This is a genomic window from Curvibacter sp. PAE-UM, from assembly GCF_001432305.1.
Lineage (GTDB): Bacteria > Pseudomonadota > Gammaproteobacteria > Burkholderiales > Burkholderiaceae_C > Hylemonella.
In genome coordinates this window covers 3,203,114-3,222,617 of sequence record NZ_KQ483358.1, presented here as the reverse complement: position 1 = coordinate 3,222,617, position 19,504 = coordinate 3,203,114, and the positions used below count along the sequence as shown (strand labels likewise).

The following is a 19,504-nucleotide window of genomic DNA, read 5'->3' as shown; positions in this document are numbered from 1 at the left end:
GCGGGTTTTAACCCACGTTCCCTTCGGGTTGCGGCCAAAAATGCCATGCGGGGTGTTGCGTAGCCTTGCCGGAGATAACTCCGGCTGCGACTACGCGCCTACCGCATGACATTTTTGATCCACAACGCATCTTGCAAAAACAGTGTGCCCAGACCCTAGTACTTAAAGATTTTCCAGCCGGACTTGCCTTCGCTGCCGCTGTTGCGGTCGGTCGTCGCCGGATTGCGGTTGTTGCCTTCCGGGGTGACCTCGTAGGCGGGGGCCGCACCCTTGGGCTGGACGGTGATGCTCTTGGTCTCGCCACCCACACGCAGTTCGTCGATGCGCGCGCCTGCGTCTTCGTGGCGGATGCGCTCGATCTTCTGCTCGGTTGCGCTGGCCGGGGGCGGTGCGACCTCACGCGGCAGTGGGGCGGGCTGCTGCGCCAGGGCGGCGGTGGCGGCCAGGCCGCACAGGGCCACCAGCAGACGGGAAAAACGGGGGAGGGCGGCGGGCATCCCGCAATTGTAGAGGGCGCCGCTGCAGGGCCCGGGCGCAGGCACAATCAGCGTCTGCCCTACGGACCCTGCTCATGAGCGACAAGAAAACCCTGCTGCTGGTCGACGGTTCCAGCTACCTGTACCGCGCCTTCCACGCCATGCCGGACCTGCGCGCCGTGCCGGGGGACCCGAGCAGCCCGCCCACTGGCGCCATCCGCGGCATGATCAACATGCTGCAGAGCCTGCGCAAGGAAGTACCCGCTGACTACGCGGTCTGCGTCTTCGACGCCAAGGGCCCGACTTTCCGCGACGAAATCTACCCCCAGTACAAGGCCCAGCGCTCGCCCATGCCCGATGACCTGCGTGCGCAGATCGAGCCCATCCACGAGGTGGTGCGCCTGATGGGCTGGAAGGTGCTGGACGTGCCGGGCGTGGAGGCCGACGACGTGATCGGCACCCTGGCCGTGGCCGGTGCCAGCCACGAAGTGGAAGTCATCATCAGCAGCGGTGACAAGGACCTGGCCCAGCTGGTCACGCCGCACATCACCATCGTCGACACCATGAACGGCAAGCGCCGCGACGTGGCCGGGGTGGAGGCCGAGTTCGGCGTGCCGCCCAGGCTGATGATCGATTTCCAGACCCTGGTGGGCGACACCGTGGACAACGTGCCCGGGGTGCAGAAGGTCGGCCCCAAGACCGCTGCCAAGTGGCTGCAGGAATACGGCTCGCTGGACAACATCGTGGCCAACGCCGACGCCATCAAGGGCGCGGCGGGCGAGAACCTGAAGAAGGCGCTCGACTGGCTGCCCACCGGTCGCCAGCTGCTGACCATCAAGACCGACTGCGATCTCAACGGCTGGGTGCCCGGCTTGCCGGCGCTGGACGCCGTGGCCGTGGGCGAGCCCGATACCGCGGCGCTCAAGGACTTCTACGAGAAATACGGTTTCAAGGGCCTGGCCCGCGCCATCGGTGGAGGAAATGGGGTCGGACCCGCGCAGCGTAGCGGAGACGGCTCTGACCCCGTTTCCGGGGCGAGAAATGACGCTGAGCCCGGTCTGTTCGACGAACCGGCAGCACCCGTGGCCCCGCGCGTGAGCCAGCTCAAGTACGACACCATCCTCGACTGGGACACGTTTGACCGCTGGTTGCTCAAGGTGCAGGCCGCCGAACTGGTGGCCGTGGATACCGAGACCACCTCGCTGGACGAGATGGTGGCCGAGGTCGTGGGCATTTCCTTCAGCGTGGTCCCGGGCGAGGCGGCATACATCCCGCTCACGCACGACTACCCCGATGCCCCCGCGCAGCTGCCGCGCGACGAGGTGCTGGCGAAACTCAAACCCTGGCTGGAAAACCCCGCGCACAAGAAGCTGGGCCAGCACGTCAAGTACGACCGCCATGTCCTGGCCAACCACGGCATCGAGGTGCAGGGTTACGCGCACGACACCATGCTGCAGAGTTATGTGCTCGAAGTGCACAAGCCGCATGGTCTGGCGAGTCTCGCGGAGCGGCATCTGGGGCGCAGCGGCATCAACTACGAAGACCTCTGCGGCAAGGGTGCCAAGCAGATTCCCTTCAGCCAGGTCGCCATCGACAAGGCGGCCGAATACTCCTGCGAAGACTCGGACCAGACCCTGGACGTGCACCGCGTGCTGTGGCCGCTGCTGCAGGCCGACGAGAAGCTGATGTTCATCTACGAGCTGGAGATGGCCAGTTCGGAGACGCTGTACCGCATCGAACGCAACGGCGTGCTGATCGACGCGCCGACGCTGGCCAACCAGAGCCACCAGCTGGGCCAGCGCATCCTGCAGCTGGAACAGGAGGCGTACGAACTGGCCGGGCAGCCCTTCAACCTCGGCAGCCCGAAGCAGATCGGCGAGATCTTCTTCACCAAACTCGGCCTGCCCATCGTGAAGAAAACCGCCACCGGCGCGCCCAGCACCGACGAGGAAGTGCTGGAGAAACTGGCCGAGGACTTTCCCCTGCCGGCCAAGATCCTGGAGCACCGTGGCCTGTCCAAGCTCAAGGGCACCTACACCGACAAGCTGGCGCAGCTGGCGCATCCGCGCACCGGCCGGGTGCACACGCATTACGCGCAGGCCGTGGCCGTGACGGGGCGCCTGTCCAGCAACGACCCGAACCTGCAGAACATCCCCATCCGCACGCCCGAGGGCCGGCGCGTGCGCGAGGCCTTTGTCGCCCCGGCGGGCTGCGTGATTGCCAGCGCCGACTACTCGCAGATCGAGCTGCGCATCATGGCCCACATCAGCGGCGACGCCGCCCTGCTGCTGGCCTTCCACGACGGCATGGACGTGCACCGTGCCACCGCCTCCGAAGTCTTTGGCGTGCCCACCAGCCAGGTCAGCAGCGAGCAGCGCCGTTACGCCAAGGTCATCAACTTCGGCCTGATCTACGGCATGAGCGCCTACGGCCTGGCTCGCAGCCTGGGCATCGACAACACGGCGGCCAAGAACTACATCGAGCGTTATTTCGACCGTTACCCCGGCGTGAAGCGCTATATGGACGAGACGCGCCAGAGTGCCAAGGCCCGTGGTTACGTGGAGACGGTCTTCGGCCGCCGCCTCTACCTGCCCGAGATCAACTCACCCAACGGCCCGCGCCGCAGCGGCGCCGAACGCGCCGCCATCAACGCCCCCATGCAGGGCACGGCGGCCGATCTCATCAAGCTCAGCATGAACGAGGTGCAGCGCGTGCTGGATGCCGAGGGCCGCAAGACCAGGATGATCATGCAGGTGCACGACGAACTGGTGTTCGAGGTGCCCGAGGACGAAGTGGCCTGGCTGCGCCACGAGATCCCGAAGATCATGGCCGGCGTGGCCCAGCTCAAGGTGCCGCTGCTGGCCGAGGTGGGGGTGGGGCCGAACTGGGACAAGGCGCACTGAGGAGACCACGCACCGCAGGCAGGCACACAGGCGAAAGGGAGGTCAGAACATGAAGACGCTGGTGCTGGGAGGTTACGGAAATTTCGGAGCCCGCATTTGCCGGGCTCTGGCCGGTGATCCTGCGATACAGCTGCTGGTGGGCGGCCGGGATCGTGTGCGTGCCGAGGCCATGGCACGCGAGTTGGGGGCAGGGGCCCAGGGCGTGGCCATCGATCTGGACAGCCCCGGCTTCACAGGCGAGCTCAGGCAACTCGGGGTCGAACTGCTGATCCACACGGCGGGGCCATTTCAGCAGCAGGCCTATCGCGTGGCCGAAGCGGCTGCAGCAGCGGGGTGTCATTACATCGACCTGGCCGACGGGCGGCGCTTTGTGTGCGACTTTGCGGCAGCGATGAACCCGGCCTTTCGTGCCGCGGGTCGGGTGGCCATCAGCGGGGCCAGCACGGTGCCTGCCTTGTCATCAGCTGTCATCGACCATCTGTGTGCAGGCTGGCAGCGCATCGACACGATCGACATCTGCATCGCTCCCGCCCAGACTGCGCCTCGGGGGCGAGCCACTATCGAGGCCGTGCTCAGCTATTGTGGCGCGCCCATCCAGGTCTGGACGGAAGGCCGCTGGCAGGCCCGTCCGGGCTGGGGGCAGCCGGAGAGGATCGAGTTCTCCCGCTTGCGTCCACGTCTGGGCGCCTTGTGCGACATCCCCGATCTGGAGCTTTTCCCGGTCCACTACCGGGTCGGCCGCCGTGTGATGTTCCGTGCGGCACTGGAGGTCGGCCTGACCCAGCGCGTGTTTGCCATGCTGGCTCGCTTGCGAACGTGGGGCGTGCTGCCCCAACCCCGGCGCTTGGGTGGCCTGCTCAACGCGATGGCGCCAGCCCTGGATTTTCTGGGGACCTCGCTGGGTGGCATGGTTGTGCGGGCCACGGGCGCCGATGCCCAGGGCCAGGCTGTGGCGCGCTCCTGGCACATCACTGCCGACCACGACCATGGCCCCGAGATTCCCTGCATGGCGGCCATCCTGCTGGCGCGCAAGCTGGCGGCCGGGGCAGCCCTGCCGGTTGGAGCCCATGCCTGTCTCGGCTTGCTGAAGCTGGCCGAGTTCAAGCCCGAGTTCGATCGCTGGGGTATGGTGAGTGAGGTGGTGGACGATGGCACACCGGCGGCTTGAGTTCCACATGCCGGCGTCGGAGCAAGTGGTCTTCGACGCCTTCCATTACCACCAGTGGCGCCTGCGCTGGGACAGCCTCGTGCGCGACACCCGCGTCGTGGGTGGTGCGCCATGTCCCTTTGTCGGCGCCGTGACCGAGAACGCGGGGGCAGGCGGCTTGCGCCTGCTGTCCATGCACACGCGCTTTGTGTCCTACGACCGGCCGCACCTTGCGGCGGCTTCGATGATCGGGCGTTCCTTCCCTTTCAGCCGCTGGGCCGCCTCCATGCAGCACAAGCCGCTCGGGCCATGCGCGTCCTTGCTGGTCTACACCTACACCTTTGAAACCTGGCCGGCTTTCTTGCGTTGGCTGTTGGAGCCCTTGGTGCAGAGCATCTTTGAACACCAGACCCGGCGCCGGTTTGCCCGGCTGCATGACTTTCTTGCCCTGCATGCCGACGAAATTCAGTGCTGGCAAGAAGAGACTGGCCGGATCAGAGGAGAGAGCAATGGCAGGTAAACACCAAGAGCATGATCTGCTGCGCCTGAGCCTGGTCTTTGTGTGGCTGTACACAGCATTGGCCAGTTTCCTGGAGATGGAGGGGCGCAGCGCCGAATTGTTTATCGGAACGGTGATGGAAGGCTCGCGACTCATCCCAGTGCTGATCTGGGGTGGAATTGCGGTGGACGTGGCGCTGGGCGTGGCCATGTACCTGCGTCCTGCGCGGTTGATCTATCTCCTGGCTTTGATGTTCATGCTGCTGATGACCCTGGTGGCCACGATTCTGTCGCCGGCTCTGTGGCTGGAGCCACTCGGGCCCTTGACGAAGAACGTCCCTATCGCGGCCATCTTGCTCGTCCTGGCAAGGAGAAAACCATGAGTGCCTACCTCACGATCAAATGGCTGCACATCCTGTCCAGCGTGCTGTTGGTGGGCACAGGCTTCGGATCGGCCTACTACATGTTTTTCGCGAACCGCAGCGGCAGTGTGGCTGTGCAGGCGGAAGTGGCGCGCCTGGTCGTTCGGGCGGACTGGTGGTTCACCACGCCGACGGTTGTCATCCAGCTGGCCTCGGGGCTGCTGCTGGCGCATCTGGGCGGCTGGCCGCTGACGACCCCCTGGCTCCTTCTGTCGCTGCTGCTCTTTTTCTTCGCCGGCGCGTGTTGGCTGCCCGTGGTCTGGTTGCAGATTGACATGGCCCGCATGGCGCGGCAGGCGGCGGACGCTGGTACTGCGCTGCCGCCACGCTACCGGCAGCGTCAGGTCTGGTGGGAACGGCTGGGTTACCCGGCCTTCCTGGCCATGCTGGCGGTGTACTACCTGATGGTGGCCAAGCCGACTTTCGAGTTCTGAATGGCGTGGGGATTCAAGCCCCAGCAGCGACTGCCCTCACTCCTCGATCTGGAGCTTGGTCTCCTTGACCAGGCGCTTCCATTTGTCGACCTCGGCCACGAGGAAGTCGCGGAACTGCCGGGGTGTCATCGGCGTCGGTTCGGCGGCCACGTCGCCCAGGCGCTGCTTGATGTCCGGGTGCGCCAGGGCCTCGTTGAGCGCCTGGTTCAGCCTGTTGACAATGGCCTCGGGTGTCTTCGCAGGTGCGCACAGGCCCCACCACTGGATGGCGCTGAAGCCGGGGAAGCCGAGCTCGGCAATGGTCGGCACGTCGGGGATCATCGGGTCGCGTTTGGGCGAGGCCACGGCCAGCGCCCGCAGCTTGCCCCCGCGGATCTGCGGCAGGGCCGCGGTCAGGCTGGGGAACATGGCGTCGACCTGGCCGCCGAGCAGGTCCTGCATGGCCGGCGCCGCGCCCTTGTAGGGGATGTGGACCAGGTCCACCTTGGCCTGGTTCTCCAGGTACTCCATGATGAGGTGCGTGGCCGAGCCGCTGCCTGCCGAGGAGAAGTTGAGTTTGCCCGGGTTGGCGCGGGCCATGGCCAGGAAGTCCTGGAAATTCTTCGCGGGGTTCTTGCTGCCCACGACCAGCACGTTGGAGGTCAGGCCCATCATGCCCACGGGCGCGAAGTCGGCGATCGGGTCGTAGCGGATCTTCAGCACCGCCGGGTTGGTGCTGTGCGTGGCCACAAAACACTGCATGAGGGTGTAGCCATCGGGCGCGGCACGCGCCACTTCCATGGCAGCGATGGTGCCCGAGCCCCCGGCCTTGTTCTCGATGACGAATTGCTGGCCCAGGCGCTGCCCCATCTTGTCGGCCACCAGACGCGCCACCATGTCGGCACCGCCGCCTGCGGCCACGGGCACGATGATGCGCACCGGCTTGCTCGGGAACGCGGTGTCCGCCCAGGCGGAAGCGGCGACGGCCAGCAGGAGCAGCAGCTTGAGGAGAAACGAGGCCGGCCGGAGGTGTTGCATGGTCAGGAAAAGGTGGGGACAGAGGCAATATCCTAGAACGCGTGTCCTGTCCCTCCCATCTGTGTAAACCCTTGCTGCCGGCCACCCTCGGGGCGTGTCCAGCGCGGCCCTAAGCGCCGATAAGGGGCGGGTTTCGCCAGCTGTACGGTTGTCGAGCGCCGCCGTTTGGCGGGACAATACCGGCATCCGTTCCCATTCTTGATATTCATGACGGCTCGTTTGACATCCGGCATCCGGTCTGCGCGTTTTGTACGCGCGGTGCTGGCCTGCCTGTGTCTGACGGCATCGGCGGTGTGGGCCGCCAGCGAAGCCACACCGGGCACGCCGCCCCAGGACCTGCCCAAGCCCAGTCCCAAGGTCTACCGCTATCTGTCGGGTGTCGGCACCACCTCGTTCTCCGACCGGCCGCCGGCGCACGACCGCTACGTCGTCATGCACTACGGCTGCTACGCCTGCAACCCCAAGTCCGCGGTCGACTGGAAAGTGACGCGGCTGTACCACGATGCCTACGCCAGCGAGATCGAACAGGCCGCGCGCCTGTACAACGTCGATCCGGCCCTGGTGCGGGCCGTGATCCATGCGGAGTCGGGTTTCAACCTGCACGCGCGCTCCCCCAAGGGGGCGGTCGGCCTGATGCAACTGATGCCGGCCACGGCACGGCAGCTGGGCGTGTCCGACCCGCGCCATCCGCGCGAGAACATCCGTGGCGGTGCGCGCTACCTGGCCGAGATGCTGGTCCGTTTCCGCAACGACGTGAGCCTCGCCACGGCCGCCTACAATGCCGGCCCGCAGGCCGTGCAGAAGTACGCGGGCATACCGCCGTACACCGAGACCCAGGTCTATGTGCAGCGCGTGCGCATCCTGCACCAGCGCTACAAGGCCAGCCCGCAGGGCTGAGGCCGGTCCCGGGGCCTGGCCGATAGACCGGGCCCGGCACGGGTTTCGGGTCTCGCCGAGAATACGCTCATGAAAGCACTCAAGGACATCGGCCTCTCCATGCTGGACCTGGTGGCCGTGCGCGAAGGCGGCACGGTGGCCGACGCGCTGGGCATCGCCTTGCGCACGGCGCAACACGCCGAAGCCCTGGGCTTCACGCGCTACTGGCTGGCCGAGCATCACAACATGGCCGGCATCGCCAGCTCCGCCACGGCGGTGCTGGTGGGGCACATCGCCGGGGGCACGCAGCGCATCCGCGTGGGCTCGGGCGGCATCATGCTGCCCAACCATGCGCCGCTGGTGGTGGCCGAGGCTTTCGGTACCCTGGCCGAGCTCTACCCGGGCCGCATCGACCTGGGCCTGGGCCGCGCGCCCGGCACCGACCCCATGACCATGCGCGCGCTGCGCCGTGACCGCGTGGAGACCGAAGAAGACTTCCCGCGTGACGTGGCCGAGCTGCAGCGCCTGCTGGGCCCGGCCCAGCCCGGCCAGCGCCTGATCGCGATGCCCGGCGCCGGCACCAACGTACCGATCTGGCTGCTGGGCTCCAGCCTGTTCTCCGCGCGCCTGGCGGCAGAGCAGGGCCTGCCCTATGCCTTCGCCTCGCATTTCGCGCCGCGCCTGCTGCTGCAGGCCATCGACATCTACCGCAGCCAGTTCCGTCCCTCGGCCACGCTGGCCCAGCCCTACGTGGCCATCGGCGTGCCCATGATCGCTGCGCCCACGGACGAGGAGGCCGAGTTCCTGGCCAGCAGCACCTACCAGCGCGTGCTGGGCATCATCACGGGCAAGCGCGGCCGCCTGGCGCCGCCGGTAGAGAACTTCATGGCGCAGCTGCACCCGCAGGAACGCGCTGCCATTGCCGACTTCCTGGCCATGGCGGTGATCGGCGGGCCGTTGACCGTGCGCGCCGGCTTCGAGCAACTAGCCCAGGCCACGCAGGCCGATGAATTCATCCTGGTCTCCGACGTCTTTGACGCCGACCTGCGCCTGCGCTCGCTGGACATTGCGGCCGCGGCCAGCAGCCTCGTTCCGGTAGCAGCTTGAAGCACAATACGTCCCCATGAACGACACCACGCAACGCCCCGAACTCCCCGACCACCTCTCCATCGACCCGCGCAGCCCGCACTACGTGGCGGCCGTGTTCGAGCACGATGTCGGCATCACCTTCAACGGCAAGGAACGCAAGGACGTGGAGGAATACTGCGTCAGCGAAGGCTGGGTCAAGGTGCCCGCCGGCAAGACGCTGGACCGCAAGGGCAACCCGCTCATGATCAAGCTCAAGGGCAAGGTCGAAGCCTTCTACCGCTGACCGCAAGCTGACCAATTTCGATGCCCGCACCTGTTATCGTTGCGAGGCATATTCCCTTGAACGAATGTGTCGTTGACGTCGTCGAACATTAGGAAAACTGAAGATGAACAAGTTGCTCGCTGCCCTCGTTGCCGGCCTGTTTGCAGCAGGTGCTCTGGCCCAGGCTCCGGCCCCCGCTGTGGCTCCGGCACCGGTGGTTGCGCTTGCACCGGCCGTCGCCCCGGCCAAGACCGACACCAAGCCCGAAGCCCGGGCCGACAAGAAGAAAAAGACCAAGGCCAGCAAATCCAGCAAGGCCAAGAAGTCGAAGAAGAAAACAGAAATGAAGGGCGCAGCCGCCAAGTAGAGGCTGACTGCGTTACGCAAAAGCCCGCTTCGGCGGGCTTTTTCCATGAGGCCGTGAACGGCTGCTGGCCTGGCGTCAGTCCTCGCCGACCAGCCTGGCCTTCACGCTCTTGCCCTTGACCTTGCCCGCATTCAGCCGGGCCACGGCCTCGCTGGCGATGCTGCGCTCCACGGCCACGAAGGTGCAGAACTCGGTGACGTTGATCTTGCCGATCTGCTCGCGCGTGTAGCCGGCTTCGCCGGTCAGCGCGCCCAGCACGTCACCGGGGCGGATCTTTTCCTTGCGGCCACCGAGGATCTGCAGCGTCGTCATGGGCGGCAGCAGCGGCTCCTTGCTGGCCGGTTTCAGTTCGTCCAGCTTGTGCCAGACCGATTCCTGCGTCTGGTACTGCTCGATCTTGCCCACCGCGCCCATCTCGTCCATGCTGGCCAGGCTCAGCGCCAGGCCGGACTCGCCGGCGCGGCCGGTGCGGCCGATGCGGTGCACGTGCACTTCCGGGTCGGGCGAGATGTCCACATTGATCACGGCTTCGAGCTGCGTGATGTCCAGCCCGCGCGAGGCCACGTCGGTGGCCACCAGCACGGAGCAGCTGCGGTTGGCAAACTGCGCCAGCACCTGGTCGCGTTCGCGCTGCTCCAGCTCGCCGTACAGCGCCAGTGCGCTGATGCCCTGGGCCTGCAGCAGCGTCACCAGCTCCTTGCAGCGTTGTTTGGTATTGCAGAAGGCCAGGGTGCTGACCGGGCGGAAGTGCAGCAGCAACTGGGCCACGGCCTGCAGGCGGTTGGCACGTGTCACTTCATAGAAACGCTGCTCGATCCTGGGCGCACTTTGTTTCGTCTCCACCTTCACCTGCTGCGGATCGCGCAGGAACTGGGTGGCGATTTTCGCGATGCCTTCGGGGTAGGTGGCCGAGAACAGCAGGGTCTGCCGCTCCTTCGGGCACTGCTTGGCCACGGTGGCGATGTCGTCGAAGAAACCCATGTCCAGCATGCGGTCGGCTTCGTCCAGCACCAGGGTGTTGAGGGCGGCCAGGTCCAGCGTGCCGCGCTGCAGGTGGTCCATGATGCGCCCCGGCGTGCCCACCACGATGTGGGCGCCATGCTCCAGGCTGGCGCTTTGCATGCGCAGCGGCACGCCGCCGCACAGGGTGACGATCTTGATGTTGTCCTGCGCGCGCGCCAGGCGGCGCAGCTCCACGGTCACCTGGTCGGCCAGCTCGCGCGTGGGACACAGCACCAGGGACTGCACGGCAAAACGGCGCGGGTTCAGATTGGTCAGAAGCACCAGGGCGAAGGCGGCGGTCTTGCCGCTGCCGGTCTGGGCCTGGGCGATCAGGTCCTTGCCCAGCAGCGCAATGGGCAGGCTGGTCGCCTGGATCGGCGTCATCGCGGTGTAACCCAGCTGCTGGAGGTTCTCCAGCATGGCGGGGCTGAGGGGCAGGGTGCTGAAGGAGGTGGGACTGGACATGCCCGATTATCGGGCGTCAAGGCCCGGGGTTCCGCGCCGTGGGGGATTGGCGCGGGCTTGTGCAATGAAAGGGGAGGCGACCTAGACTACGAACTCCCGAAAACCGATACCAGGAGCTGCCGATGATGAACCGTGATCTGGAAACCGAATTCAAGGCCCTGCTGCCGGGCCAGAGCACCGAGCTGGGCGCCACGCGCCGCACGGCGCTCAAGGCCGCGCTGGGCGTGGGTTATGCCGCCTCGGCCCTGCCCATCATGGCGCAGACTGTCATCAAGACGCCCACCGACGGCCTGACCGCGGGCGAGGTCAGCATCGACGTCAAGGGCTTCAAGATGCCGGCCTACCGCGCCATGCCCGCTGGCGGCAAGAATCTGCCGGTGGTGCTGGTGCTGTCCGAGATATTCGGCGTGCACGAGCACATTGCCGACGTGGCCAACCGCTTCGCGCGCGCCGGTTACCTGGCCATCGCCCCCGAGCTGTTCGTGCGCCAGGGCGATGCGCAAAGTTATGGCGAGATGGCCAAGCTGATCGCCGAGGTGATCTCCAAGGTGCCCGATGCCCAGGTGCTGGGCGACCTGGACGCCACGGTGGCCTGGGCCGGCGCCAACGGCGGCGACCTGGCGCGCGTGGGCGTCACGGGCTTCTGCTGGGGCGGTCGCCAGACCTGGCTCTACACCGCGCACAACAAGTCCATCAAGGCCGGCGTGGCCTGGTACGGCCGTATCGTCGGCACCCAGAACGAGCTCACGCCGAAGAACCCGATCGACATCGCCGGCCAGTTGAACGGCCCGGTGCTGGGCCTGTACGGCGAGGCCGACACCGGCATCCCGCTGGACGGCGTGGAGAAGATGAAGGCCGCACTGGCCGCCGGCAACGCCAAGTCCAAGGCCTCGCAGTTCGTGGTCTACAAGGACGCGCCGCATGCCTTCCATGCCGACTACCGCCCCAGCTACCGCAAGGAAGCGGCCGAAGACGGCTGGAAGCGCTGCCTGGCGTGGTTCAAGCAGCACGGTGTCTAAAACCCGCTGCTTCGGAAGCAAGCCGCCTGCGGGCGGCTTTTTCATGGGCCGGATCGGCGCCTCTTGACACGTCTGAGAGAATCGAGGGCATGACCCTGATTGCGATCCTCCTTGGCACGCTGGCGGCCGGCATCGGCAGCGTCTGGCTGGCCGCAGCCCTGAGCTTCGGCGTGCTGGCGCGTTACACCCAGCACATGCTCAGCCTGGCCGCCGGTGCCCTGCTGGGCACGGCCTTCCTGCACCTGCTGCCCGAGGCCTTCGAGAGCGGCCTCGATCCGCAGGCGCTGTTCCTGACGCTGCTGGTGGGTGTGGTCTTCTTTTTCCTGCTCGACAAGGCCGAGCTCTGGCACCACGGCCACGAGCACCACCACGACGATGCCGGGCACGACCACGATCATGCGCACGATCATGGGCATCACCATGAACACGGCCATGGACCCGAGCGCTTGGCCGGCGGCTGGAGCGTGCTGGCCGGCGACAGCGTGCACTGCTTCGGCGACGGCATCCTCATTGCGTCGGCCTTCATGGCCGACCTGCGCCTGGGCGTGATCGCCGCGCTGGCCGTGCTGGCGCACGAGGTACCGCACCACATGGGCGACCTCATGGTGCTGCGCCTGAGCAGCGGCACGCGCAAGGCGGCCCTGCTCAAGGTCACGCTGGCCGGCGCCATCACCGCGCTGGGCGGCCTGGTGGGGTACTGGCTGGTGGACCTGCTGCACGACTACCTGACCTACTTCCTGGTCGTGGCCGCCAGCAGCTTCATCTACGTGGCCCTGGCCGACCTGATCCCCCAGCTGCAAAAGCGCCTGAGCCTGGGCGAAACCCTGGCCCAGATCGCCTGGCTGCTGGTGGGCATCGGCCTGGTCACCGTGGCCAGCGCGCTGGCGCACACGCATTGAGATTGTTCATGTTCAAGTTCAAGATGAACGAGCGTTCGCTCTTCGCCGTGCTGCTGCGCTCACCCTGGTGGATCAGCCTGCTGATCTCCGTGCTGATGTCGGTGGTCGCCTTTGCCCTGCTGCCGCGCGAGTTTGCGGTGGTCGTGATGCTGGGCACTTTTCCTTTTGTGGTGGTCGCCGCCGTGGCGGCCTGGCGCCAGTGGCGCGCCCCCAGTGCGGCCCGGCTGGACGAGGCGCTGGTGCGCGCCGCCGCCATGAACTGGCGCGATTTCGCGGCCTGGGTGGCGCAGGCCTATGCACAGCAGGGCTACAGCGTCACCCGCCTGGAAGGCGAGTCCGCCGATTTCCGTATCGAGCGCCAGGGCCAGGCCAGCCTGGTGAGTTGCCGGCGCTGGAAGGCGGCCAGCCAGGGCGTGGAGGCGCTGCGGCTGCTGCAGTCGGCCTGCGACAGGCAGGGGGCACGCGGCGTCTGCCTCAGCCTGGGCCCGGTCTCGGAGGCGGGCGAACGCTACGCGAAAGAGCAGGGCCTGCAGCTGGTGGACGGTCGCGCGCTGGCCCTGCTGTTGCTCAAGTAAAGACAAACGGCCGGCCCTTGCAAGGCCCGCATCCCGACCCATCTGCCCCCGATGAACCTGGACAAGATGATCAAGAGCCTTTTCGGATTCCTATTGCGCCTCGTGCTGGCCCTCATGGGCCTGGTGTTCCTGCTCAGCCTGCTGGCGGCTGGCCTCTTGCTGCTGGCCTTCTGGGGCCTGCGCGCGCTGTGGGCCCGCCTCACGGGCCGGCCGGTGCAGCCCCTGGCGTTTGCCATCCTGCGCCGCGCGCAGTGGCAGCGTTTTTACCGCCCGGGCGCCGCGCAGACGGCGCGTGATGCCGACGTGATCGACGTCGAATCGCGCCAGGTCGACGGCCCGCCCCCGGACCGGCTGGGGCGCTGAATCAGCCTGCCCAGGCCGGGTTCCAGACCACTTCCCAGAGGTGCTGGTCCGGGTCCTGGAAGTAACCGGCATACCCGCCCCAGAAGGTGACCTGCGCCGGCTTGACGATGACGGCCCCGGCGTGCGCTGCCTGTTTCATCACGTCGTCTACCTCGTCGCGCGAGGCCACGTTGTGGCCCAGCGAGAGCCCGGTGGGGCAGGGCGGGGTCAGCGATAAGCCGCTGTCGCGCGCCAGGCTGCTGCGCGGCCACAGCGCCAGCTTCAGGCCGTGCTGCAGGTCGATGAAGACCACGGCCCCGTGTTCGAACTCGGTGCCGATGATGCCTTCGGTGGCGAAGCCCAGGCCGTCGCGGTAGAAGCGCAGCGCGCGTTCCAGGTCCTCGACGGCCAGGGTGATGACGGTGATGCGAGGTTTCATGGTTCACCTGTGATGGGGGGGCGGCAAGTGTCAGTCGGGCAGGGCCAGCTTGCGAGTCAACAAGGCGGCCTGGGCTTCCGTTTCGCTGACAAGCGTCAGGGTCTGCCCGGTTTCCCAGGAACTGTCGCGTGCCTTGACGGCTTGGACGTAGAGCTTTTTCCCGCCCTCGCAAGCGACGTTTGTTCGCAGCTGATAGGCCGAGATGCGGAGTTCGCCGACGGCATGTGTCGTGAAGAGATAGGACTGGTCGTTGACCAGGCCCAGGGTTTGCCCGTTGATGGAGAAACGCGCCGTTGCGAACTTGTACAGCCAGGGCAGCGACTCGAGGAAGAAGTAGATGGCGCAGGTATCCGGGCTGGCCTGGTCGTGTCTGGCGGCCTGGTCCTGGGCACGCGGGGCCGTCATGACGGTATTGGAGGGCTGAGTGCTGAACAGACCCGACAGCATGCAGATGCCGTTGGAGAGGCACTGGTGCGGATCGTCGCCCTGCTCCAGAAACACGACGCGACCTGCGGCATCGAACTCGACCGCCAGCCACTGCTCATCGCTGAAGACCGCACTGGACGTGCCACCCATGATTCCCCAGGTGGCCCGGGAGCGCGCATAAAACCAGTATTGCCCGCCGGCCTTGTGGGTGGTGGGGCTGCCCAGCTGTTGGCGCACCAAGGTCCGGTCGGCCTGCCCGGGGGACAGTTTCTGCCGCAGCTCCGCGGGGAATGGTTCTTTCGTGAAGGCGCCCACCGGAACGATGACACAGCCGCTGAGGGAGGTGGCGAGCAGCAGGGCCGCAAGCCAGCGGCCAGACTGCACTATGCGCGCCATGCCATCTGCTTTGGACGTGACCTTGATGCGTGCCCTCATGCACTCAGTTTAGGCCCATCCGGCTTGGTCAGAACAGGCGGAAAGCCAGCACCGCCACCAGGGTCGGCGGCAGGGCAGCGATCAGCAGGCCCAGCGGATTGACAGTGCTGTCCTCGAACTTGCCGCGCAGGATGGAGATACCCGCGGGGTTGGGGGCGTTCGCGATCACCGTCAGGCCACCGCCGGTGACGGCGCCGGCCACCAGCGCGATCTTGAATTCCTCGCTCAGGCCCTGCACCAGCGAGCCCAGGTAGGTCAGGGCCGCGTTGTCGGTGATGGCGGTGAGCGCCACAGCGCCGTAGAAAACGGCCGTGGCATCCATGCGCATGAGTACCGGTTGCAGCCACCACTGCTGCAGGCCGCCCAGCACCACCAGGCCAGCCAGGAAGAAGGCCACCAGCAGCGCCTCGCGCAGGATCAGGCGGTCCTGGTGCCGTTCATAGGCGGCGGCGTAGCCCATGAAGAAGAGGAACAGGCCCATGAAGACCGGCGGATAGTGCGCAAACAGCACGACCCCCAGCAGGAAGGCCAGGTGCACGCCCACCACCGGCCAGGGCACGGCGGGGCCGGCATGGGCATCGCTGCGGTCCATGTGGCCCAGTTCCCGGCGGAACAGCAGCGTGGCCACGCCGGCGTTGACCAGCACCGCGATGGCCGCCTTCCAGCCGAAGGTCGTCATCATGAACCACAGGTCCCAGTTCCAGGTGGCCGCCACCATGAGCACGGGCGGCGCGGCAAAGGGCGTGAGGGTGCCGCCGATCGAGATGTTGACGAACAGCACGCCCACCGTGGCGTACTGCAGGCGGCGCGAGACCGCCTGCGCAAACAGGGTGTCGCGCAGCATCAGCGCGGCCAGCGTCATGGCGGCCGGCTCGGTGATGAAGGAGCCCAGCAGCGGCACCAAGGCCAGCACCAGGAAGTACATCGCCATGCCGTGCGGCAGCGGCAGCAGGCGGGCCACGGCACGCACCAGGGCGCCTGCGAACTGCAGGACGGCGCGTGTGCCGGCGATCACCATGATCACGAAGACGAACATGGGCTCGGTGTAGTTGCGGGTGTCGAGGTAGGTGGTGGTTTCCTGCTTGCCACTGAGGGCGAACATGCAGACCACCAGCACCATGGCCCAGAAGCCGAACACCACCTCCACCTCGCCCAGCAGGTGCCACAGGCCGGCGTGGCGCGGCTGCGTGTGGGCCAGGTGCTCGAAGAACTTGGTCGAGAAGGTGTGCAGCACGGCCACCGCGAACAGCACGGCGGCGATGATCTGGATCAGGGTCGGGTCGCTCATGCCCCGACCTTAACCCGGCCGGCAAGCGCTGTGCCATTTCCCCATGTCCTTTCGGGAATACACACCCTGGACTTGCGGCCTTGTGCGTGCGCGGGGAGCGGTCTTGCGGCTAAGCTTCGTGCCAGCTTCTCTACCGGCACCCTCATGTCCTCACTCGTCCGCTTCTCCGTGGCCGCCCTGCTGGCCGGCCTCAGTCCTTTCGTTGGCGCCCAGGGTTTCGAGGCCGTGCGCCTGGCGCCCTTGCCACCGGGGCAGGATGGCGGGCGCGCAGGGGCCTTCTTCATTGCCGGCACGGCCTACCGGGGCTCCGACGAGCGGCGCAACCTGCTGCTGCCCGCCATCGATTACCAGTGGAGCAACGGCTGGTTTGCCGGCGTGGGCAACGGCCTGGGCTACAACGCCTCCCCATCGCCCGAGCTGCAGTACGGCCCGCGCCTGACGCTGGACCTGGGTCGTGATGAGGGGCGCTCCGAGGCCCTGCGCGGCATGGGCAGCATCGACACCCAGCCCGAGCTGGGCGTGTTTTTCAATCGCCTGTGGGGGCCACGGCTGGCCTTCACCTCTTCACTGCGCCAGGGCGCGGGCACGCAGCGCCGCGGCCTGGTGCTCGATCTGGGCACCAGCTATGGCGTGCCGCTGGGCATGCAGACGCGGCTGTCCTTCGGCCTGGGGGCGCACTGGGCCAATGCCGACTACATGCAGGACTACTTCGGTGTCACGCCGGCGCAGTCGGCCGCCAGCGGCTATGCCGCGGCCAGCCCCGGGGCGGCTTGGCGCAACGTGGGGGTGAACGCCTCGCTCAGCCGGCGTCTGGGCAAGGAAACCTCGGTGTTTGCCGGGATCGCCTTCAACCAGTTGCTGGGTGATGCGCGCGAGAGCGCACTGACCCGCAGGAGCACCGCCCTGACGGGCGTGGCGGGGTTGGCCTACGCCTTCTGAGCGCCCGGTTCAGCCCCGCGCCACGGGGCGGTCGGGGCTGGCGCACCACTCGCTCCAGCTGCCGGCATAAAGCGCGCCACGGCCCAGGCCGGCGATTTCCATGGCCAGCAGATTGGGCAGGGCGCTCACGCCACTGCCGCAATGGTGCACCACGCTCTGCGGGCGACGTTCGCCGAGCAGGGCCTGGAACTCGGCCTTGAGTTGTGCGGGCGACTTGAACTTGCCGTCCGGCCCCAGGTTCTCGCCGAAGGGGCGGTTCAGCGCGCCGGGGATGTGGCCGGCCACCGGGTCCAGCGGCTCGACCTCGCCGCGAAAGCGTGCCGGCGCGCGCGCGTCGATCAGCGTCTGGTCGGGCAGCTCCAGGTGCTTGAGCACGTCCTCGGTCGTGGCCAGTTGGGCCCGCGGCGCACCGGCCTTGAAGGCCGAGGGCACGCGTGGCAGGTCGGGGCCGGTGGCCACGGGGCCGTTGACGGCTTCCCAGGCCTGCAGCCCGCCGTCGAGCACGGCCACGTTTTCGTGGCCCACCCACTTGAGCATCCACCACAGGCGCCCGCAGTAGTTGGCGCCCTGGCGGTCGTAGACCACGGCCTGCATGTCACTCTGGAAACCCACGCGGGCCAGCCAGGCGGCAAACGCCTCGGGCCTGGGCAAGGGATGGCGGCCGCCGTTGACGGCCTGGGCCTTGTCCTTGGCGCTGAGATGGCGGTCCACGTTGGCGCGCACCGCGCCGGCAATGCGCACGCGTTCGTACTGCGCGTCGCCCTCGGCGGGTTTCATGAGCTCGAAGCTGCAGTCGAAGACCATCAGGGGCTTGTGGTCGTGCACCAGGTGCTTGAGCTGTTCGGCGCTGATGAGGGTCGTGTACATGGAGTGCCTTTCAATGTTCTTCAGCAGGAGTGTTGGGGATCGCGCGTTCGCGCAGGAAGGTGGCGGCCACGCCGCTGCCGACGATGAGCGTTATGCCCAGCCAGCCGTAAAGCGGGATCTGGTCGCCGAAGAGCACCAGACTGTAGAGCGATGCGAAGACGATGCCCGAATACTGCAGGCTGGCCACCACCAGGGTGTGGCCGCGGCTGTAGGCGCGTGTCATGCACCACTGGCCCAGGGAGGCCAGCACGCCGATGGGCAGCAGCCAGGCCGCGGCCTGCCAGTGGATCTGCTCGGGCGGGGTGAAGCCGGTGAACAGGATGCCCACCAGGCCGGTGACCGCGGTGCCGACGGCGAAATAGAACACCGTGCGACCCTCGGGCTCACCCGCGCGGGCCAGGGCCGTGACCTGCAGATAGGCCAGCGAGGCACTCATGCCCGAGAGCAGGCCGATCAGGCCGGCGAAGAGCTGGTTCTGGTCGATGGTGGGGCGCAGCGTGAGCACCACGCCCGCAAAACCCAGCAGCACCGTGGCCAGCAGCGGCCCCTGGCGCTCGGTCCTGCCGTAGAGGATGGCCCCACCCACGATGAAGGCCGAGACCCAGATGCCGCTCATGTAGTTCAGCGTCATGGCCGTGGCCAGCGGCAGCCAGGCGATGGCATAGAACCAGGCCGTCAGCGAGGCACCGCCGATGATGCTGCGCCAGGCGTGCATATAGGGCACAGGGGTCCTGAGCCCGATGCCGCGGCCGCGCAGGATCAGGGCCAGGAAGGCGATGCTGATGAGGCCGCGGTAGAAGACGAGCTCGAAGGTGTTGAACGAGGCCGAGGCGTACTTCACGGCCACGCCCATGGTGGCGAAGAAGAAGGCGCCCAGGACCATCCAGAGGGCTTGCATTTACTGTCTCCCCTTTTCCCCTTCCGGGGATTTCTGCTTCGTTGTTTTTGGGTTTTCTCTGGCGAGGCTTTGAACTACCCCCCACTCACCCCCCCGCCCCTCTCTGCCCCCCGCCGGGGGCAGAGAGGGGAGCCTGGATTTTGCTTTTGGTGTTCTGGACAGGCTTCTACGACACGAAGCGTCGCTACTGTGGTTGGAGAGCCGAGATTTCGGGCCGGCGGTCGTAGTAAACGGCGCCGTTTCAACGCGCCCCTGACGGCAGGCCGCTGCGCGGCCTGCCGTGGGCGAGACAGGTTTCGTTACTGGCTGGCGCAGCCGCCAGCCGAGGCGTGCAGTGTGCGTGGCGCTCTCTACGACCGCTGGCTCACCAATCTCGGCCAGCGAGGATGACCGCGACCTCACGTGTCGTAGAAGCGTAG

At 67.0% G+C, this 19,504-nt stretch carries 22 protein-coding genes; 14 read left to right on the top strand and 8 right to left on the bottom strand.

Going from position 1 to position 19,504, the window contains the following annotated elements; translation table 11 throughout:
• Positions 1–155 precede the first annotated feature (155 nt).
• Positions 156–497: a hypothetical protein gene (locus AO057_RS15425; RefSeq protein WP_057676783.1), complete on the bottom strand. Its 342-nt coding sequence runs from the start codon at positions 495–497 to the stop codon at positions 156–158.
• A 74-nt stretch (positions 498–571) separates the two neighbouring features.
• On the opposite strand from AO057_RS15425, the gene polA reads away from it, so the two are divergent.
• From polA to AO057_RS15400, 5 genes are read left to right on the top strand one after another with little or no spacing between them, the layout of a single operon-like run.
• Complete coding sequence (gene polA, locus AO057_RS15420; protein WP_057676782.1) at positions 572–3,379, top strand: DNA polymerase I; 2,808 nt, start codon at positions 572–574, stop codon at positions 3,377–3,379.
• 49 nt (positions 3,380–3,428) lie between these two features.
• The gene (locus AO057_RS18495; protein ID WP_057676781.1) at positions 3,429–4,547 is read left to right on the top strand and encodes a saccharopine dehydrogenase family protein; all 1,119 of its coding nucleotides are present in this window, start codon (positions 3,429–3,431) and stop codon (positions 4,545–4,547) included.
• A 7-nt stretch (positions 4,548–4,554) separates the two neighbouring features.
• Positions 4,555–5,046: an SRPBCC family protein gene (locus tag AO057_RS15410; protein ID WP_240480795.1), complete on the top strand. Its 492-nt coding sequence runs from the start codon at positions 4,555–4,557 to the stop codon at positions 5,044–5,046.
• Positions 5,036–5,407: a DoxX-like family protein gene (locus AO057_RS15405; RefSeq protein ID WP_057676779.1), complete on the top strand. Its 372-nt coding sequence runs from the start codon at positions 5,036–5,038 to the stop codon at positions 5,405–5,407. Before AO057_RS15410 ends, AO057_RS15405 begins: the two co-directional genes overlap by 11 nt.
• Positions 5,404–5,880, top strand: coding sequence for a DUF2269 family protein (locus AO057_RS15400; RefSeq protein WP_057676778.1), 477 nt, complete (start codon positions 5,404–5,406; stop codon positions 5,878–5,880). Before AO057_RS15405 ends, AO057_RS15400 begins: the two co-directional genes overlap by 4 nt.
• Before the next feature lie 36 nt (positions 5,881–5,916).
• Here the strand turns inward: AO057_RS15400 and AO057_RS15395 are convergent, their stop codons facing one another.
• The gene (locus AO057_RS15395) at positions 5,917–6,897 is read right to left on the bottom strand and encodes a Bug family tripartite tricarboxylate transporter substrate binding protein (RefSeq protein ID WP_057676777.1); all 981 of its coding nucleotides are present in this window, start codon (positions 6,895–6,897) and stop codon (positions 5,917–5,919) included.
• Between the two features lie 207 nt (positions 6,898–7,104).
• On the opposite strand from AO057_RS15395, the gene AO057_RS15390 reads away from it, so the two are divergent.
• The 4 genes from AO057_RS15390 to AO057_RS15375 all read left to right on the top strand — a co-directional run bounded on the left by AO057_RS15390 (position 7,105) and on the right by AO057_RS15375 (position 9,491).
• On the top strand, positions 7,105–7,794 hold the full coding sequence (locus tag AO057_RS15390) for a lytic transglycosylase domain-containing protein (protein ID WP_082605589.1): 690 nt from the start codon (positions 7,105–7,107) through the stop codon (positions 7,792–7,794).
• Between the two features lie 69 nt (positions 7,795–7,863).
• Positions 7,864–8,880, top strand: coding sequence for an LLM class flavin-dependent oxidoreductase (locus tag AO057_RS15385; RefSeq protein WP_057676776.1), 1,017 nt, complete (start codon positions 7,864–7,866; stop codon positions 8,878–8,880).
• Positions 8,881–8,896: 16 nt separating this feature from the next.
• On the top strand, positions 8,897–9,145 hold the full coding sequence (locus tag AO057_RS15380; protein ID WP_057676775.1) for a DUF3297 family protein: 249 nt from the start codon (positions 8,897–8,899) through the stop codon (positions 9,143–9,145).
• A 103-nt stretch (positions 9,146–9,248) separates the two neighbouring features.
• On the top strand, positions 9,249–9,491 hold the full coding sequence (locus AO057_RS15375) for a hypothetical protein (RefSeq protein ID WP_057676774.1): 243 nt from the start codon (positions 9,249–9,251) through the stop codon (positions 9,489–9,491).
• Between the two features lie 75 nt (positions 9,492–9,566).
• Here the strand turns inward: AO057_RS15375 and dbpA are convergent, their stop codons facing one another.
• On the bottom strand, positions 9,567–10,958 hold the full coding sequence (gene dbpA, locus AO057_RS15370) for an ATP-dependent RNA helicase DbpA (protein ID WP_057676773.1): 1,392 nt from the start codon (positions 10,956–10,958) through the stop codon (positions 9,567–9,569).
• A gap of 122 nt (positions 10,959–11,080) precedes the next feature.
• Here dbpA and AO057_RS15365 point away from each other — a divergent pair, with 122 nt between their 5' ends.
• From AO057_RS15365 to AO057_RS15350, 4 genes are all read left to right on the top strand, one after another.
• Positions 11,081–11,977 carry a dienelactone hydrolase family protein gene (locus tag AO057_RS15365; RefSeq protein WP_057676772.1) on the top strand — a complete coding sequence of 299 codons (897 nt, stop codon included), beginning with the start codon at positions 11,081–11,083 and terminating at the stop codon, positions 11,975–11,977.
• Positions 11,978–12,066: 89 nt separating this feature from the next.
• Positions 12,067–12,876, top strand: a complete 810-nt coding sequence (locus AO057_RS15360) for a ZIP family metal transporter (RefSeq protein WP_057676771.1) — start codon at positions 12,067–12,069, stop codon at positions 12,874–12,876.
• A gap of 8 nt (positions 12,877–12,884) precedes the next feature.
• Positions 12,885–13,451 carry a restriction endonuclease gene (locus tag AO057_RS15355; RefSeq protein ID WP_240480794.1) on the top strand — a complete coding sequence of 189 codons (567 nt, stop codon included), beginning with the start codon at positions 12,885–12,887 and terminating at the stop codon, positions 13,449–13,451.
• Between the two features lie 51 nt (positions 13,452–13,502).
• Positions 13,503–13,814, top strand: a complete 312-nt coding sequence (locus AO057_RS15350) for a hypothetical protein (RefSeq protein WP_057676770.1) — start codon at positions 13,503–13,505, stop codon at positions 13,812–13,814.
• Between the two features lies 1 nt (position 13,815).
• Here AO057_RS15350 and AO057_RS15345 read toward each other — a convergent pair whose 3' ends face one another.
• From AO057_RS15345 to AO057_RS15335, 3 genes are all read right to left on the bottom strand, one after another.
• Positions 13,816–14,232: a VOC family protein gene (locus tag AO057_RS15345; RefSeq protein WP_057676769.1), complete on the bottom strand. Its 417-nt coding sequence runs from the start codon at positions 14,230–14,232 to the stop codon at positions 13,816–13,818.
• A 30-nt stretch (positions 14,233–14,262) separates the two neighbouring features.
• On the bottom strand, positions 14,263–15,054 hold the full coding sequence (locus AO057_RS15340) for a hypothetical protein (protein WP_057676768.1): 792 nt from the start codon (positions 15,052–15,054) through the stop codon (positions 14,263–14,265).
• A gap of 67 nt (positions 15,055–15,121) precedes the next feature.
• The gene (locus AO057_RS15335) at positions 15,122–16,381 is read right to left on the bottom strand and encodes a putative Na+/H+ antiporter (RefSeq protein WP_057676767.1); all 1,260 of its coding nucleotides are present in this window, start codon (positions 16,379–16,381) and stop codon (positions 15,122–15,124) included.
• A gap of 144 nt (positions 16,382–16,525) precedes the next feature.
• On the opposite strand from AO057_RS15335, the gene AO057_RS15330 reads away from it, so the two are divergent.
• Positions 16,526–17,320, top strand: coding sequence for a MipA/OmpV family protein (locus tag AO057_RS15330; protein ID WP_057676766.1), 795 nt, complete (start codon positions 16,526–16,528; stop codon positions 17,318–17,320).
• Positions 17,321–17,329: 9 nt separating this feature from the next.
• Here AO057_RS15330 and AO057_RS15325 read toward each other — a convergent pair whose 3' ends face one another.
• Positions 17,330–18,187 carry a sulfurtransferase gene (locus AO057_RS15325; RefSeq protein WP_057676765.1) on the bottom strand — a complete coding sequence of 286 codons (858 nt, stop codon included), beginning with the start codon at positions 18,185–18,187 and terminating at the stop codon, positions 17,330–17,332.
• Between the two features lie 10 nt (positions 18,188–18,197).
• Entirely contained in the window at positions 18,198–19,085 is an 888-nt protein-coding gene (locus AO057_RS15320) for a DMT family transporter (RefSeq protein ID WP_057676764.1), read from the bottom strand.
• Between the last annotated feature and the right edge of the window lie 419 nt (positions 19,086–19,504).